The organism is Nitrospirillum karajorum (assembly GCF_036348415.1).
GTDB lineage: Bacteria > Pseudomonadota > Alphaproteobacteria > Azospirillales > Azospirillaceae > Nitrospirillum > Nitrospirillum amazonense_B.
On sequence record NZ_JAZBQB010000001.1, the window covers coordinates 227,059 to 241,367 of the forward strand.

General features: G+C 67.8%; 10 protein-coding genes, 2 tRNA genes and 1 pseudogene. 7 read left to right on the plus strand and 6 right to left on the minus strand.

Going from position 1 to position 14,309, the window contains the following annotated elements; all coding sequences use genetic code 11:
* Window positions 1-78: 78 nt before the first annotated feature.
* Complete coding sequence (glmU, locus tag UCD39_RS01030; protein WP_330494294.1) at window positions 79-1,449, minus strand: bifunctional UDP-N-acetylglucosamine diphosphorylase/glucosamine-1-phosphate N-acetyltransferase GlmU; 1,371 nt, start codon at window positions 1,447-1,449, stop codon at window positions 79-81.
* 163 nt (window positions 1,450-1,612) lie between these two features.
* On the opposite strand from glmU, the gene gph reads away from it, so the two are divergent.
* Both gph and UCD39_RS01040 read left to right on the plus strand, forming a co-directional pair.
* Complete coding sequence (gene gph / locus UCD39_RS01035) at window positions 1,613-2,287, plus strand: phosphoglycolate phosphatase (protein ID WP_330494295.1); 675 nt, start codon at window positions 1,613-1,615, stop codon at window positions 2,285-2,287.
* Between the two features lie 42 nt (window positions 2,288-2,329).
* On the plus strand, window positions 2,330-3,394 hold the full coding sequence (locus tag UCD39_RS01040) for a hypothetical protein (RefSeq protein ID WP_330494296.1): 1,065 nt from the start codon (window positions 2,330-2,332) through the stop codon (window positions 3,392-3,394).
* A gap of 47 nt (window positions 3,395-3,441) precedes the next feature.
* Here the strand turns inward: UCD39_RS01040 and UCD39_RS01045 are convergent.
* The 4 genes and pseudogenes from UCD39_RS01045 to UCD39_RS01060 form a co-directional block, all read right to left on the minus strand.
* Window positions 3,442-6,091 (minus strand): annotated as a pseudogene (locus UCD39_RS01045) (valine--tRNA ligase).
* Between the two features lie 113 nt (window positions 6,092-6,204).
* Window positions 6,205-6,804: a PopZ family protein gene (locus UCD39_RS01050; protein WP_503629716.1), complete on the minus strand. Its 600-nt coding sequence runs from the start codon at window positions 6,802-6,804 to the stop codon at window positions 6,205-6,207.
* Window positions 6,805-7,172: 368 nt separating this feature from the next.
* A complete protein-coding gene (locus UCD39_RS01055) occupies window positions 7,173-8,546 on the minus strand; it encodes a TolC family outer membrane protein (RefSeq protein WP_246130208.1) in 1,374 nt (457 codons plus the stop codon).
* 313 nt (window positions 8,547-8,859) lie between these two features.
* Window positions 8,860-9,513 (minus strand): protein-L-isoaspartate O-methyltransferase family protein, encoded by a 654-nt coding sequence (locus tag UCD39_RS01060; protein WP_330494298.1) that lies wholly within the window; start codon window positions 9,511-9,513, stop codon window positions 8,860-8,862.
* Window positions 9,514-9,811: 298 nt separating this feature from the next.
* Here UCD39_RS01060 and UCD39_RS01065 point away from each other — a divergent pair.
* A tRNA-Cys gene (locus tag UCD39_RS01065) sits at window positions 9,812-9,885 on the plus strand.
* A gap of 80 nt (window positions 9,886-9,965) precedes the next feature.
* Here the strand turns inward: UCD39_RS01065 and UCD39_RS01070 are convergent.
* The gene (locus tag UCD39_RS01070; protein WP_330494299.1) at window positions 9,966-10,598 is read right to left on the minus strand and encodes an NUDIX hydrolase; all 633 of its coding nucleotides are present in this window, start codon (window positions 10,596-10,598) and stop codon (window positions 9,966-9,968) included.
* Between the two features lie 285 nt (window positions 10,599-10,883).
* Here UCD39_RS01070 and UCD39_RS01075 point away from each other — a divergent pair.
* From UCD39_RS01075 to UCD39_RS01090, 4 genes are all read left to right on the plus strand, one after another.
* Window positions 10,884-10,959: transfer RNA gene (locus tag UCD39_RS01075), tRNA-Asn, on the plus strand.
* 198 nt (window positions 10,960-11,157) lie between these two features.
* A complete protein-coding gene (locus UCD39_RS01080) occupies window positions 11,158-12,534 on the plus strand; it encodes a radical SAM protein (protein WP_330494300.1) in 1,377 nt (458 codons plus the stop codon).
* Complete coding sequence (locus UCD39_RS01085) at window positions 12,534-13,535, plus strand: aminotransferase class I/II-fold pyridoxal phosphate-dependent enzyme (RefSeq protein ID WP_330494301.1); 1,002 nt, start codon at window positions 12,534-12,536, stop codon at window positions 13,533-13,535. The genes UCD39_RS01080 and UCD39_RS01085 overlap by 1 nt, the downstream gene beginning before the upstream one ends.
* Window positions 13,532-14,260, plus strand: coding sequence for a class I SAM-dependent methyltransferase (locus tag UCD39_RS01090; protein WP_330494302.1), 729 nt, complete (start codon window positions 13,532-13,534; stop codon window positions 14,258-14,260). The genes UCD39_RS01085 and UCD39_RS01090 overlap by 4 nt, the downstream gene beginning before the upstream one ends.
* Window positions 14,261-14,309: the final 49 nt, after the last annotated feature.

Consider the following 14,309-nt stretch of genomic DNA (forward strand, 5'->3'; position numbering starts at 1 on the left):
CTGTCGTTAATGCGCCGCACCCATCCTTGGTCCCCTACCATCGCCCAGCCGGGCCATCCCAGCCTAACCCTTTCCCGGTCAGCCCTTCTTCTGCGCCGCCTTGCGCGCTTTCTGGGCGGCGGTAAAGGCGGCGGCCCAACCCTCCTTCACCACCTGGCGGCCACGGCCGATGGCCAGGGCGTCGGCGGGAACAGGCTCGGTGATGGTGCTGCCGCCGGCGATGAAGGCGCCGTCGCCCACCTGCACCGGGGCCACCAGGGTGGCGTTGGTGCCGACGAAGACGTTGCGGCCCACCTGGGTGCGGTACTTGAAGGTGCCGTCATAGTTGCAGGTGATGGCACCGGCCCCGATGTTGGTCCCCTCCCCGATATCGGCATCGCCGACATAGGCCAGATGGTTGGCCTTGGCGCCCTGGCCCAGGGTGGAGGCCTTGACCTCCACGAAGTTGCCGATGTGGGCGCCGGCGCCGATGTCGGATCCGGGGCGCAGGCGGGAATAGGGGCCGATGATGGCCTCGCGCCGCACCACCACCCCTTCCAGATGGCAGAAGGGCCGGATGGTCACGCCATCCTCGACCACCACGCCGGGGCCGAACACCACGTTCTGGCCCACGGTGACGTCGCGGCCCAGCACCGTGTCGGCGGAGAACCACACCGTGTCCGGGTCGGCCAGGGTGGCGCCGTCCAGCATGGCCTGGCGGCGCAGGCGGGCCTGCATCAGCTTTTCCAGCTTGGCCAGCTCGACACGGGAATTGACGCCTTCCACATCCGCCGGGTCCCCCTCCGCCACCGCGCAGGCATGGCCCTGGGCGCGGGCCACGGCCACGGCGTCCGTCAGGTAGTATTCGCCCTTGGCGTTGGCGTTGCCGATGGCGTCCAGGATGGCCCACAGGCGGCGCCCATCGAAGGCCATGAGGCCGGCGTTGCACAGGCCAATGGCGCGCTCCTCGGCCGTCGCGTCCAGGTACTCCACGATCTTGGTCAGGCCACCGGTCTCATCCTGCACCAAACGGCCATAGGCGGCGGGGTCGGCCGGGCGCATGCCCAGCACCGCCACGGCTGGATCACCGGCACCGCGCCGCGCCTGGACCAGCAGGGACAGCGTCTCAGGCCGCACCAGGGGGGTGTCTCCGAACAGCACCAGCACGTCGCCATGGAAATCCCCCAGGGCCGCCCGCGCCGCCTTCACCGCGTCGGCCGTGCCCAGCTGCTGGGGCTGCAACACGGTGGTATGCGGCGCCACGGCCTTGGCCACCCCCTCCTGCCCCGGCCCCACCACCACGACGACGCGATCCGGGTTCAGCGCCGCCGCCGCCCGCAGGACATGGGCCACCATGGGCTCATTGGCGATCGGGTGCAGCACCTTGGGCAGGTCGGACTTCATCCGGGTGCCCTTCCCCGCCGCCAGGACGATGCAGGCGAGGGCGGCGGTCGGCGTCGAAGCGGTCATGGCGATACCCTTTGGACGGCTTGGTTCAGGAGCTGGCGGGGCAAGAGCCGTCGTCAGATGGGATGAGGCGGGCGCCAGGCCATCCCGACGCCATTGCCAGCGCGGCCCCCTTACTGCCACAACGTTGGTGTGTCGCGAAACCGCCTTCGCCGGAGGCCCGCCCATGTCCGCGTTGCCAGCCGCCATCCTGTTCGATTTCGACGGAACCCTGATCGACAGCGCCCCCGACATCCTGACCGGCATCAACCGCCTGCTGGATGAGGAGAACCTGCCCAACCTGGATCTGGCTCAGGTGCATCAATTCATCGGCGACGGCGCCCCCATGCTGGTGACCCGCACCTTCGCCGCCGTCGGACGGCCCCTGGACCCCGACTCGATCCCCGCCATGACCGACCGTTACATGGCCATCTACGAGTCCCTGCCGGCCGATCCCGGCTGCGTCTTCCCCGGTGTGGCGGCGACGCTGGCCAGCCTGCGCGAAAGCATCCCCCTGGCCCTGGTGACCAACAAGCCGGAGCGCGCGACCCACGCCGTGCTGCGGGCCATCGGCCTGGACGGCCTGTTCACGGCGGTGGTGGGCGGCGACACCCTGCCGACGCGCAAACCCCACCCAGGGCCCCTGCTGCATGCCATGGCCCAGTTGGGCGTGGCGCCCGCCCGGACGGTCATGGTGGGCGACGGCGCCAACGATGTGACCGCCGGCCGCGCCGCCGGCTGCCACGTCGTGTGCGTTACCTATGGCTATCCGCGCATGCCCGTGGAAGAACTAGGGGCGGACCGGCTGGTGGATCATTTCCATGACCTGCCGGCCGCCCTGGCGGACCTGGCCCTGCGGTGAAGCGGCCAGGCCGAGGGACCGGCTTTGGGGGAAAAGTCGCTTATGCGTGGTTTGGATTTGCGGGAAGAGCGGGAAGAAATCCTGGACGCCCTGCTGGTGACGGGCACGTCCTTCATGCTGGCCGTGGCGCAATGGCGTCATGTCGTCCACTTCTTCGATCAGTACCTGCTGCAGAACCTGCAGGCGGAGGTGGGGGTGCTGTACGGCTATCCCCACTGGCGCTTCTTCCAGTCGCGCGTGCTGGCGCCCGTGATGGAACATCTGATCGAGCTGATGGGCATGACCCTGGCCAACGCGCACGCCACCGTCGCGATCTTTGGCCTGACCGGCGCCGGCCTCGCCCTGTTCTACGCCGCCCAGGCGGCGGGGGGCCAGGACGGGAATGGCCGGCAGAAGGCGTGGACCGCCCTGCTGGCCATGCATGTCCTGTTCGCGGCGCTGATGTCCAAGCCCTGGCTGTACATCTGGGACTTCGTGCTGCTGCTGACCACGGCGGTCTTCTACCTGCTGGTCCTGACCCGGGCGCCGTGGTGGGCCTTCCTGGCCCTGCTGGGCGTCGCCTGCTTCAATCACGAGTCCGCCGTGTTCATCGGCGGCTACATGGTGGCCAAGGCGCTCGTCGATGCCTGGATTGAAAAGCGGCGGCCGGATCCACGATGGCTGGGCGCCGGGGTCGGCGGCAGCATCGCCGCCTTCGCCATCATCGAAACCCTGCGGCGCACCCTGCTCAAGGAAGAGATGGGCTGGAAGCTGTTCAAGGAAATCCAGAAGTCGTCCTCCACCACCTTCGACGGCTATTTCCACATCCAGGTGGGGGAGAACTTCGGCCAGTTCTATGACTGGGTCGCCGATCCCAGCCTGTCCCTGGATCTGCTGATTCCCGTCTATCTGGCCACCGTCCTGGGGATGACGGCCCTCATGGTGCGGCGGCACGGCCCCCGTGCCCTGGCGCTGGCGGCCTTCGTCGGGGTGCAGGTGGTCGCCGTCCTGGCCCTGGGCCTCACCAATGAGACCCGCACCCTGCTGCACCTGGTGCCCTTCGTGGCACTGGCCAGCATCTGGCTGAAAAAGCCGACGGCGGACGCGCCCGGCCCCTTCGCCGCCTGAGCGACGGGGAAGCCGGACGCGACCTTGATGCCGCGAGGAGGCGGGGCTCAGCCCAGGCGCGACAGCGCCTCGGCCAGCTTGGCGCGGGTGCCGTCCGCCTCGGCCCGGCGCTCCCGCTGTTCCTCGATGACCTCGGGCGGGGCCTTGTCGACGAAGTTGGGGTTGCCCAGCTTGGCGTCGACCTTGGCGATCTCGCCCTCCAGCTTCTGGATTTCCTTGGCCAGGCGGGCCTTCTCCTTGGCGATGTCGATGAAGTCGGCCAGCGGCAGGACCAACGTCGCCTCATCCACCACCGCCTGCACGGCACCGGTGGCCGGCGCCTCCTCCGTCAGGGTGATGTCGGATAGGCGGGCCAGCTTCAGGATCAGGTCGCGGTGGGTGACCAGGCGCGCGGCGGTGTCGGCCCCAGCCCCCTTCACCAGCAGCGGCAACTGCGCCGACGGCGGCACGTTCATTTCCGACCGGATGGTGCGGATGGTGGAGATGAAGCGCACCACCCAATCCATCTCGGCCTGGGCGCCGACGTCCTTGTAGGCCGAGGGGTACTGCGGCCAGGTGGCGGTGATCAGGTCGCCGCGCTCCTGTCCCTCGCCCAGCTTCTCCCACAGCTCTTCCGTCAGGAAGGGCATGATGGGGTGCAGCAGGTGCAGGATCTGGTCCAGCACCCAGGCGGTGACGGCGCGGGTCTCGGCCTTCGCCGCCTCATCCTCGCCCTGCAGGATGGGTTTGGTGAATTCCAGGTACCAGTCGCAGAAGCTGCCCCAGGCGAAGTGGTACAGGGCGTTGGCTGCGTCGTTGAAACGATAGCCTTCCAGCGCTTCCGTCACCTGCGCCGCGCAATCGGCCACCGCGCCCACGATCCAGCGGTTGACCGTCTGGGTCAAACCGGTGGGCGCGAAGCCCGGCACCGGCGCCACCTGGTTCATCTGGGCGTAGCGGGCGGCGTTCCACAGCTTGGTCGCGAAATTGCGGTAACCCTCGACGCGCGAGGTCGCCAGCTTGATATCGCGGCCCTGGGCCGCCATGGCGGTCAGGGTGAAGCGCAGCGCGTCGCAACCGTACTGGTCGATCAGGTCCAGGGGATCGATGACGTTGCCCTTGGACTTCGACATCTTCTGCCCCTTCTCATCCCGCACCAGGGCGTGGATGTAGATGGTGCGGAAGGGCACGTCGCCCATGAAGTGGATGCCCATCATCATCATGCGGGCGACCCAGAAGAAAATGATGTCGAAGCCGGTGACCAGCACGTCGCCGGGGTAATAGCGCGCCACCTCCGGCGTCTTTTCCGGCCAGCCCAGGGTGGAGAAGGGCCACAGCGCGGACGAGAACCAGGTGTCCAGCACATCGGAATCGCGGGTCAGGGGCGTGGCGGCGCCGTAATGGGCGTCCGCCTCGGCCTGGGCCTGGGCCTCCGTCTCGGCGACGAAGAACTTTCCGTCGGGCCCGAACCACGCCGGGATTCTGGTGCCCCCACCACAGCTGCCGGCTGATGCACCACGGCTGGATGTTGCGCATCCACTCGTAATAGGTGTTTTCCCACTGCTTGGGCACGAACTGGGTCTTACCCTGCTCCACCGCCTCCAACGCGGGCTTGGCCAGGGTGACCGCGTCGCAATACCACTGGTCGGTCAGCCACGGCTCGATGACCACGCCGCTACGGTCGCCATGCGGCTGCATCAGGGTGTGGGGGTCGATCTTCTCCAGCAGCCCCAGGGCCTCGATCTCCTCGACCACCTTCTTGCGCGCGACGAAACGATCCAGCCCCTGATACTCGGGCGGCGCGTGCTCGTTCAGCTTCGCGTCACGGTCGAACAGGTTGATCATTTCGAGGTTATGCCGGCGACCAACCTCGAAGTCGTTGAAGTCGTGGGCGGGCGTGATCTTCACCGCGCCCGTGCCGGTCTCGGGATCGGCGTACTCGTCGGCGACGATGGGGATGCGGCGGCCGGTGATGGGCAGGATGACGTACTTGCCCACCAGGTCCTTGTAACGCTCATCCTCCGGATGCACCGCCACGCCGGTGTCACCCAGCATGGTTTCCGGACGGGTGGTGGCAACGGTGATGAAAGTATCCGCCATGCCTTCCACCGGATAGCGGAAGTACCAAAGGCTGCCCTTCACCTCCTTCTGCTCGACCTCCAGGTCGGAGATGGCGGTGTGCAGCTTGGGGTCCCAGTTCACCAGGCGCTTGTCGCGGTAGATCAGGCCCTGGCGGTACAGCTCGACGAACACCTTGCGGACGGCGGCGTTCAGGCCCTCATCCATGGTGAAGCGCTCACGCGACCAATCGGGCGAGGCGCCCAGGCGGCGCAACTGGCGGGTGATGGTGCCGCCGGACTCGGCCTTCCACTCCCACACCTTCTGCAGGAATGCCTCGCGGCCCATCTCCTGGCGGGTCTTGCCTTCCTTGGCGAGGTTACGCTCCACCACCATCTGGGTGGCGATGCCGGCATGATCGGTTCCCGGCTGCCACAGGGCGTCGCGGCCGCTCATGCGGTGATAGCGGATCAGCAGATCCTGCAGCGTGAAGGTCAGCGCATGCCCCATGTGCAGGCTGCCCGTCACGTTGGGCGGCGGCATCATGATGGTATAGGGCTGGGCGTTGCTGTCGACATGGGCGGCGAAAGCGCCCGAGCGCTCCCAGCGCTCATAGCGGCTGCGTTCGACATCGGCGGGGGAGAAGGTCTTGTCCAGCATGGCGGGCACCTGAAATCACGGGCTCAAAACAAAAGAAAAGGGCGGCGCGGGGTCCGGCGCCGCCCCCTCTCAAATTACCTGGGGTCTGCCAAGGTTTATCGAGGCGGCGGGCGTCAGTCGAGTCCGCGCCGTACCACCTTCTCGATCTCGCGCTTGACCAGGCGCTCGACCAGGGTGGGCAGGTTCTCGTCCAGCCATTCCCGCAGGATGGGCCGAACCAGAACGTGCACGATCTCTTCCAGCGTGACGTCGGAACGGCCAATGGGCCCCTCCCCCGTCAGGCTGGGGCCACCGCGGCGGAACCCCGACAGGCCGGAGAAGGCGCGGCTGGCCGCCTCCTCGGTGAATTCCGACATCAGGCGGTCATCGTCCATGGACGGCGGCGGACGACGCGGCGGCGGGGGCGGCGGCTCATACGCGAAGGGGTCCGGCAGGGGCTCGGGCTCCGGCGCTGGCTCGTCCGGGATGATATCCGTGAGTTCCAGCACGTCGTCCTCAGGTGGGGGCGGCGGCGGAGGGGGCGGCGGCATGGGCACCGCTTCGAAGATATCATCCTCCGGCGGGGGAGGCGGCGGCGGTGGGGGCGGAGGCGGAGGCGGAGGCGGCGGAGCCTCCGGCTCAGGCGGCGGGGCGTCGGTGTCTTCGGAAATGATACGCCGGATGGAGGCGAGGATCTCCTCCATCGAAGGTTCTTGTTGTGACTTGTCAGCCATTGTTGCCTAACCTGACCTGTAACGGCGTGGACCTGAGACCCCGCGGCCCCGCACCGACAGGGGGGACCGACATCTGGCGCAGCCTAGGGCAAGAACAGTAAAAATGCCATTGGGTTAATCATTGGATGCGCGGCCCGCCAATGCTGCGCCCAACCCTCGCCGATCAATCCCCGCGCCGGCCAGCCCCGCCATTGCTTCATCCGCCCCAAGAATAGGGGCAGGCTCACGCATTCCTCAGAAGAAAAGGGCGGCCCCGCGCGTCGGGACCGCCCCTTTTCTATCAGACGGACATCTCAGGCCAGCCTATGAACCCAGCGCGCCGCGGCCAGCGGGCATCCAGGTTGCTCCAGCCTCGCTGTCTGCCGGCCTTACTTCTCGATGGACGGCCCCCAGAGCTTGTCCTTCACCTCTTCATAATGGGCCTTGGCATCGTACAGCGGCACGTTCAGGCCCAACTTGGCGGCGGTCAGGTCCCCCACGGACGACAAGACCTGGTAGGAAGCCACCTGCTCATCGTGCTGGGCCCGCACCAGTTCCACCTTGGCGTTCACCAGTTCCTGCTCCGCGTTCAGAACGTCCAGGATGGTGCGGGAGCCGACGGCTTGCTCCTGCCGCACGCCTTCCAACGCGATCTCGTTGGAGGCGACGGCGCTCTTGTACGCCTCGATGGCGGCGCGGGCGGTGACCAAAGCCTGCCAGGCCTTCACCGCCGTCTCATCGGCGGAGCGCACCGCCTCCATCACCTGGGTACGGCGCTGCTGCTCCGTCTGCTTGGCGCTGCGCACCTTGGCCGAGGTGCCGCCGCCCTCATATAGCGGAATGGTGACGCGGGCGGAGATGACGGCCGTGTCGTACTGGCTGTTGGGGGCCGACTGGTCCCAGTTGCGGTAGTACTGCGCGCTGGCGGACAGCTGCGGCAGCATCTGGCCGAAGGCGCCGTCCACGGCATCCTGCGATGCCTTGTGATTGTAGCGCGCGGCCACCACCACCGGGGCCGACACCTCGGCCTGGGCCATGGTTTCCTCCTGGTTCACCGGCAGATGCACCAAGCGGTTCGGCTGCTTCAGCGTCCCGGGCAACTGGCCCATCAGCCTGGCATAGGTGGCGCGGCTGGCAGCCAGGTTGCCCTGGGCGGAAATACGGTCGGCCGTCGCGCCGGCCAGTCGCGACTCGGATTGGCTGACGTCGGTGCGGGTCAACTCACCCACGCGGAAGCGATCCCGGGACGCCTCCAGCTGGCGGGTCAGCACCTGCTCATTGTTGATGTTGAGTTCCAGGACCGCCTGGTCCCGCACCACATCCAGATAGGCGGTGGCGGCGGCCAGCAGCACCTGCTGTTCGGTGTCCAGCAGGCTGGCGCGGCCGGCTTCCACCTGATTTTCCGCCTGGCTGATGCCGGCCTGGATGGTGCCACCAGCATAAATCGCCTGGTTGATGGTCACGCCGCTCTGCGCCGGGTTCATATGCTCGATGAAGCGGCCCTGGGTCAGGCGCTCCTTACCGACGTTGCCGTCGGCGGTGACCGTCGGCAGCATGCTGGAGCGGGCCAGCGGCACGCCTTCGTCCGTGGCGCGCTGACCGGCGCGGCCGGCTTCCAGCGTCGGGTTGTTCTGATAGGCCTGGATCAGGGCATCTTCCAGTGACTGGGCCTGGGCGCCCCCCGCCAGAACCAAGGTCAACGCCGCCAACGGCAGGGCAGCGACCAGTCGGTGCGCCCGCTTAACCCCATGTCCGGTTCCCATGCCCTTTGCCCCACGTCCAGCGGTGTTCATTTGCATCGCCATTCCCCAAACGCCTTAAAAAATCAGCCGGAACATACGCTTCGCACTGTCGTGTGGCCCTCCACACGGCTGCGTGGCAGAGCGTCGCCCCGAGTCCCCATCGACGCCAAAGCGCCCCATGAAATATTCTTTAACACGTCCGGTGAACCCGCATAGGTCCACTTAAGGCCATGTTCCAGGCGCCCCACGAAAATCCGGCCACCTGGCACCATCCGGAAGCGCACCAAAAGCCGCGGGGACGGCGACAACCCGGCCGCCGTCCCCGCGACCAGCATTAAAACACGAACTCGGCGCGGCGCTCGAAGCCCGGCAGCGGGCGAACGGCGGCGTCGAACAGGATGCGGTGCGAAACCACGCCGCCCACCTTGCGGTAATAGCGCGCCTCGCCCAGGCCGGCGGCATTGATGACCACGGCCACCAGGCGACCGCCTTCCGCCAACTGGTCCAGCAGGCTGGCCGGGACCTCGGACACGGAGCCATCGATCAGAATGGCGCCATAGGGGGCCTTGGCGGCATGACCGGCGGCCAGATCGCCCTGGACCACGGTCACGCCGGCGACACCGGCCAGCGCCTTGCGCGCGGCCTCGACCAGCGCGCCGTCGCTTTCCAACGCCACCACCGAGCCCGCCATCTCCGCCATGACAGCGGCGGAGTAGCCGGTGGCGACGCCGACGGCCAGGACCTTGTCGGCGCGGCTCAGGGCCAATTCCTGCACCAGGCGGGCCAGCACCATGGGTTCCATCAGGTAACGGCCGGGCGACACCGGCACATCCTCGTCGACATAGGCGACGCCGGCCAGCGCCTCCGGCACGAAGCGCTCGCGCGGGATGGCCAGGAAGGCCTCCACCACGAAGGGGTCGGTGACCTTGTTGGGGCGAATCTGGCCCTCGATCATGTTGACGCGGGCGGCGGAGTAGTCGGCGACCATGGGATATACCGATCTGCTGGAAACGATGCGGACGAAGTAGGGGCACAGGCGGGCCGGTGCGCCCGCACATGCTTGAAAAACCAGGATCGGTATATATCCCCCCGCCGCCCGATGACAATTGCGGCCTGCGGCGGAAAGGCCGGCCAGGGATGGTGGTGCGGCCTTCGCGCCCATCCGTCACCGAAACGTCAGAAAGCGATGCCAGCACGCTTGACCGCCCCGGCGGGCGACGCTATAGAGGCGCCCTGCCCTGACCGCAGGCGCCGTCCGACGGCTCCTCCGGTTGGTTCTCGTGGATGGCGCGGTGGCAGAATGGTGATGCAACGGACTGCAAATCCGTGAATCCGGGTTCGATTCCCGGCCGTGCCTCCAACTCCCCCTGAATATCTTTCATATATAATAAGTGCTGTGTGCCGTCCCGCCCGGCCCTCGCCTGTTGTGGCCTGACCCGGCTACGCGTCGAATCCGGCCGCCACCAGGGGCGCCACATCCGGCGGTAGGGTACCCTCCAGATGCATGAGGCGAAGCCGGAGCACGGCGGCGATGGTCATCGCGTCGGCGATTTCGCCTGACAGCACCATGTCCAGCACCGCGCGCAAAGGCAGACGGCGGATGGTGAGCTGTTCCGTGTCGTCAGGCGCGACCGGCACCTCGGCCAGATCCCAGGCCAGGTAAAGGTGGGCGTGCTCATTGCTGATGCTGTTGGACATGTCCATGCGCTGGATTTCCAGCCAGCGGCCCGCGCTGAGGCCCGCTTCCTCGCGCAATTCCTCGGCGGCCCCGGCCAGGGGCGTGAGCGCCTTGGGGCCAGCTTGGGGAATGCCCCCCTCCACGATTTCCCAACTGTAGCGGCCGGCGCCGAAACGCCACTGGCCAATCAGCCAAGTGTCGCCATTGGCGGCCACCGGCAGCACCCCCACCGCCACGGTGGTCAATTCCACCGTGCCGAAGATGCCGGGACTGCCATTCGGGCGCAGGACCTCATGATGCACGACCCGCAGCCAGGGGTTCTGGTACCGCACCTCCCGCGACAGCACCGTCCAGGGATTCCTCTGGCTGTTGGACGGGGGCTCGGACTTCGACATGGACAGGTTCCTCATGCGGCGCGGTATCCCCCTAGATAGGGGAATCCGCCCGGGTATTCACCCCCATCGCGCGCCCCGTCATCACGTCCGTCCTCAACCAAGAGCCACAAGCCCCTGTTTTCATGGCCATTCCAGCCGCGCTCGCCGGATTGGCGAGGAGGGCGTCACATTTTTTTCGATTTTCCCAAACAAAGGGGTTCCAATCCCAAAAACGCTTTGCTATATCACCGCCCACCGCAGCGCCGCTGACTGATCGGTCAAACGAAAACGAAGCAGGCGCGCTGATCCCAGGTAGCTCAGCCGGTAGAGCAGGTGGCTGTTAACCACCGGGTCGGGGGTTCGAGTCCCTCCCTGGGAGCCAATAGAGCCCCCGGAACCGCAAGGTTCCGGGGTTTTTCTTTGGCCGCGCCCGACCATTCCCATCCATGAATATTTTCGGCGCGTCGTCGATGGCCATCGCGGCCCTCTATCGCGGCGGGGAAGCGGACACGGGGGCGGCACATTTATCATCATCGTTCCGCATGCCCCCCTCGCCAGATGGGACGCGCGCCATAGTTCTATGACCGACCGGGTTTTCCTGCGACGCGAGAACGCCTTGCCTCCCTTGTACCATGTGACCGCGCTGTCGAACTTCGCGCGCGCCTTCGACAAGTACCAGCGCCTCTATCGGAAAGGGCAAATCCCCGAGAGCACCTACCCAGGGGAATTCTACGTGTTACCACCGGACCGGCTGGCCATCGGGATGGCCAAGGCCGAACGGCTGGTGCGACGGCTGGGCATACCGGGCGACCGCCCGCTGGTGCTGAAATCCATTCTGGACCCCGCGCTGCTGCGCCCCAACCTGCGCAACGGCCTGGGTATGATCTGGCCATCCCCCGACCTGCCCGTGGCGGAAACCTGGACCCCGGACCGGGACGGGGGCCTGGAGAGCCGGCAGAGCCTGGAGGAAACCATGGCGGCGTCCTTGCGTCTGCAAGGGCCGCGGTTCACACCCTTCAGCGCCCTGCGGCCGCGCTCCCTCTCCTTCCTGCCGGTGGCACGCGGCTGCCAGGCGGCATGTTCCTTCTGCTTCTCGGCGGCCTCCATCTCCGCCGATCAGCCCGGCGGCAAGCCTGACTGGCCCCTGATCGACCGCTGGATCGAGCGCGCCCGGCTAAGCGGCGCCGAACGCGCCGTGATCACCGGCGGTGGAGAGCCGACGCTGTGGCCGCAGCCCTACCTGCGGGACCTGGTGGCCCGCTGCCACCGCCGTTTCGGCACCGTGGTGCTGATCACCAACGGCGTGCGCTGGGCACGCATGGACCGGCACACGGCCGCCGGAGAGTTGACGGCCCTGCGTCAGGCCGGCTTGACCGTGCTGGCCGTCTCCCGCCACCATTGGGATGAGGCCGCCAATGCCACCCTCATGGGGTTGGAGGCGGCGACGCCGGCCCTGCTGGAAACGATAGGCGCGCACCGCGGCGCCCTGGCGGGTTTACGCCTGCGCCTGGTGTGCGTGCTGCAACAGGGCGGCGTGGCTTCCGTTTCGGATATCGAGACTTATGTCCGCTGGGCGGCGGCCGCGGGCGTGGACGAGGTGTGCTTCAAGGAACTGTACGTTTCCACCAGCGTCGAGTCCGTCTACCACAACCATGATGCCAACCGGTGGTGTGAGGCGCATCAGGCGCCGCTGTCGCTGGTGCACGACTGGGCACAGGAACGGGGGTGGCCCGTGGCCCTGCGCCTGCCCTGGGGGGCGCCGGTCTATCAGGGCATGGTGGACGGCCGGCCCCTGCGCGTGGCCGCCTATACCGAGCCCAGCCTGTCCTGGGAACGGGTCAACGGCATCGCCCGCAGCTGGAACGTGATGGCGGATGGGCGCTGTTACGCCTCATTGGAAGACCGCGCCAGCATCATGGAGGCACCGGTTGGGACGCCGGCCTTGGAGACGGCCTGATGGATTTCATGGAGTTCCTCGCCTGGGAGCGGCAGGCCGCCGCCGACCGCCCCGATGTTCTTCGCCTGACCGAAACCCGTATCGCCGAGGCTTTCACCCTCCTGCGGCCCCAGGTAGAGGTGCCCGACGCCTTCCCCACCGTGCATCGCTGCCATATGGCGCAGCTATGGCGGGCGGTGCGGGGCCTGCCCGCCGACGGGGCGCGGGAGACGCTGGTGTGCCGAGGGGTGCGCCACGCCCTGGGCCTGCTTCTGCGCCGGTATGCGGAACAGGGGCGCCAGCTCCTGCTTCCCGGCGACGTCTACCCGGTCTACGGGCGCATCGCGGCCGCGGCGGGGCTACCGGCGACCCGCCGCGGCATCTTCCCGGATTTCGACGCGGCGGCGGTCTTCCAAACGGCGGAGGCCATCGGGGCGGATATCGTGCTGCTGCCGGCCCCTCTTAAACTGCAGGGGCGGGACTGGACAACGGCGGAGGCGCGCGCCGGCCGCGACTGGCTGGCCGGGGCGTCATCGCGGCGCCTGCTGCTGGACGGGGTCTATTCCTTCGGCGGGCCGCTGGCGCCAGCCGTTCTGGACCTGATGGCGACGGGACAGGCGATCTATCTCGACTCCCTGTCCAAGGGCTGGCTGACCGCGCAGGTCTTCGGTGTCGCCATCGTGCCGGAAGGCGACTTCGCCAGGCATGCCGAGGATTTTCGCCAAGACCCGCCGTCACAAGCCGACCTGTTCCGCGCCCGAGCGCTCATGACCGACCATGACGGCCTGCCGGAGCGGCTGCGCCAGGCGCTGGCGGAACGGCGGGCGGCGGTCGCCGGCCAGTTGGCCGCGGCCGGCGTCACCGCCCATCCGCCCCGCCAAGGCTACCTCATCCCCGTGGAGGGCGCGGCACCGGCGCTGCTGGAACGTCACGGCCTGCTGACCATCCCGCTGTCGGTCTTCGGCGGCGATCGCCCCGGGTGGTCCATCGCCAGCGCCCTTCCCATCGCGGTGACGCCATGACCTTGCTTGCCGAGACACCCGAACTCTGGGACGTGGTCTTCAAGATGCCGGTGGAGCGCCTGCGCTTTATAGAGGCGCAGGCGCGGGAGGCGGGACCCGCCGTGCTGGACGTCGGCTGCGCCACCGGCATGACCTGCCGCGCGCTGCGCGAGGCTGGCATGGCCCCCGTCGGCGTGGACATCAACGCCCGCTTCATCGACACCGCCCGAACCAAGGATCCGGCGGGGGAGTACCACGTCGGCGACATGCGAACCGTCCAGCTGTCACGCGTGTTCGACCTGCTGATCTGCCTGGGCACCACCTTTTCCTACAACCTGACCAACCGCCAGGTGGCGCAGACGTTGCGGAACTTCCACGGCCACCTGCGGCCGGGTGGACGGCTGATCGTGGACGTGGTCAACGCCATCGCCTTCACCGGCGCCCAGCCCTTCCGGCGTCTCAGCCGCCACACCTTCAACCGGGAGGGGGAGGAGGCTGTCGCCACCATCCGGCATGGACTGGATTTGCGCGCCCAGACGATGACGGAGCAAGTGACCTGGCGGCGCAAGGGCCACGCGGTGCGCAAGGACCCGGCGGAATCGCTGCGCCTGCTGTTCCCCCAGGAGCTTGCCTTCCACCTGGAGGTGGCAGGGTTCGCCGACATCGAGTTGCTGGACGGCTGGGGCGGCGGCACCCAGGGCTTCGGTGGGCGCCGGCTGATCGCATTGGCAACCCGGCCCGGTTGACCGCCATCCCGCTAATTCCGGCCCCCTCCTCTCCCATCGCGTCAACGCG

Excerpts from the sequence above, each read along its gene's own strand:
- glmU (WP_330494294.1), bottom strand. The coding sequence starts at position 1,449 with ATGACCGCTTCGACGCCGACCGCCGCCCTCGCCTGCATCGTCCTGGCG.
- gph (WP_330494295.1), top strand. The coding sequence starts at position 1,613 with ATGTCCGCGTTGCCAGCCGCCATCCTGTTCGATTTCGACGGAACCCTG.
- UCD39_RS01040 (WP_330494296.1), top strand. The coding sequence starts at position 2,330 with ATGCGTGGTTTGGATTTGCGGGAAGAGCGGGAAGAAATCCTGGACGCC.
- UCD39_RS01050 (WP_503629716.1), bottom strand. The coding sequence starts at position 6,804 with ATGGCTGACAAGTCACAACAAGAACCTTCGATGGAGGAGATCCTCGCC.
- UCD39_RS01055 (WP_246130208.1), bottom strand. The coding sequence starts at position 8,546 with ATGGGAACCGGACATGGGGTTAAGCGGGCGCACCGACTGGTCGCTGCC.
- UCD39_RS01060 (WP_330494298.1), bottom strand. The coding sequence starts at position 9,513 with ATGGTCGCCGACTACTCCGCCGCCCGCGTCAACATGATCGAGGGCCAG.
- UCD39_RS01070 (WP_330494299.1), bottom strand. The coding sequence starts at position 10,598 with ATGTCGAAGTCCGAGCCCCCGTCCAACAGCCAGAGGAATCCCTGGACG.
- UCD39_RS01080 (WP_330494300.1), top strand. The coding sequence starts at position 11,158 with ATGACCGACCGGGTTTTCCTGCGACGCGAGAACGCCTTGCCTCCCTTG.
- UCD39_RS01085 (WP_330494301.1), top strand. The coding sequence starts at position 12,534 with ATGGATTTCATGGAGTTCCTCGCCTGGGAGCGGCAGGCCGCCGCCGAC.
- UCD39_RS01090 (WP_330494302.1), top strand. The coding sequence starts at position 13,532 with ATGACCTTGCTTGCCGAGACACCCGAACTCTGGGACGTGGTCTTCAAG.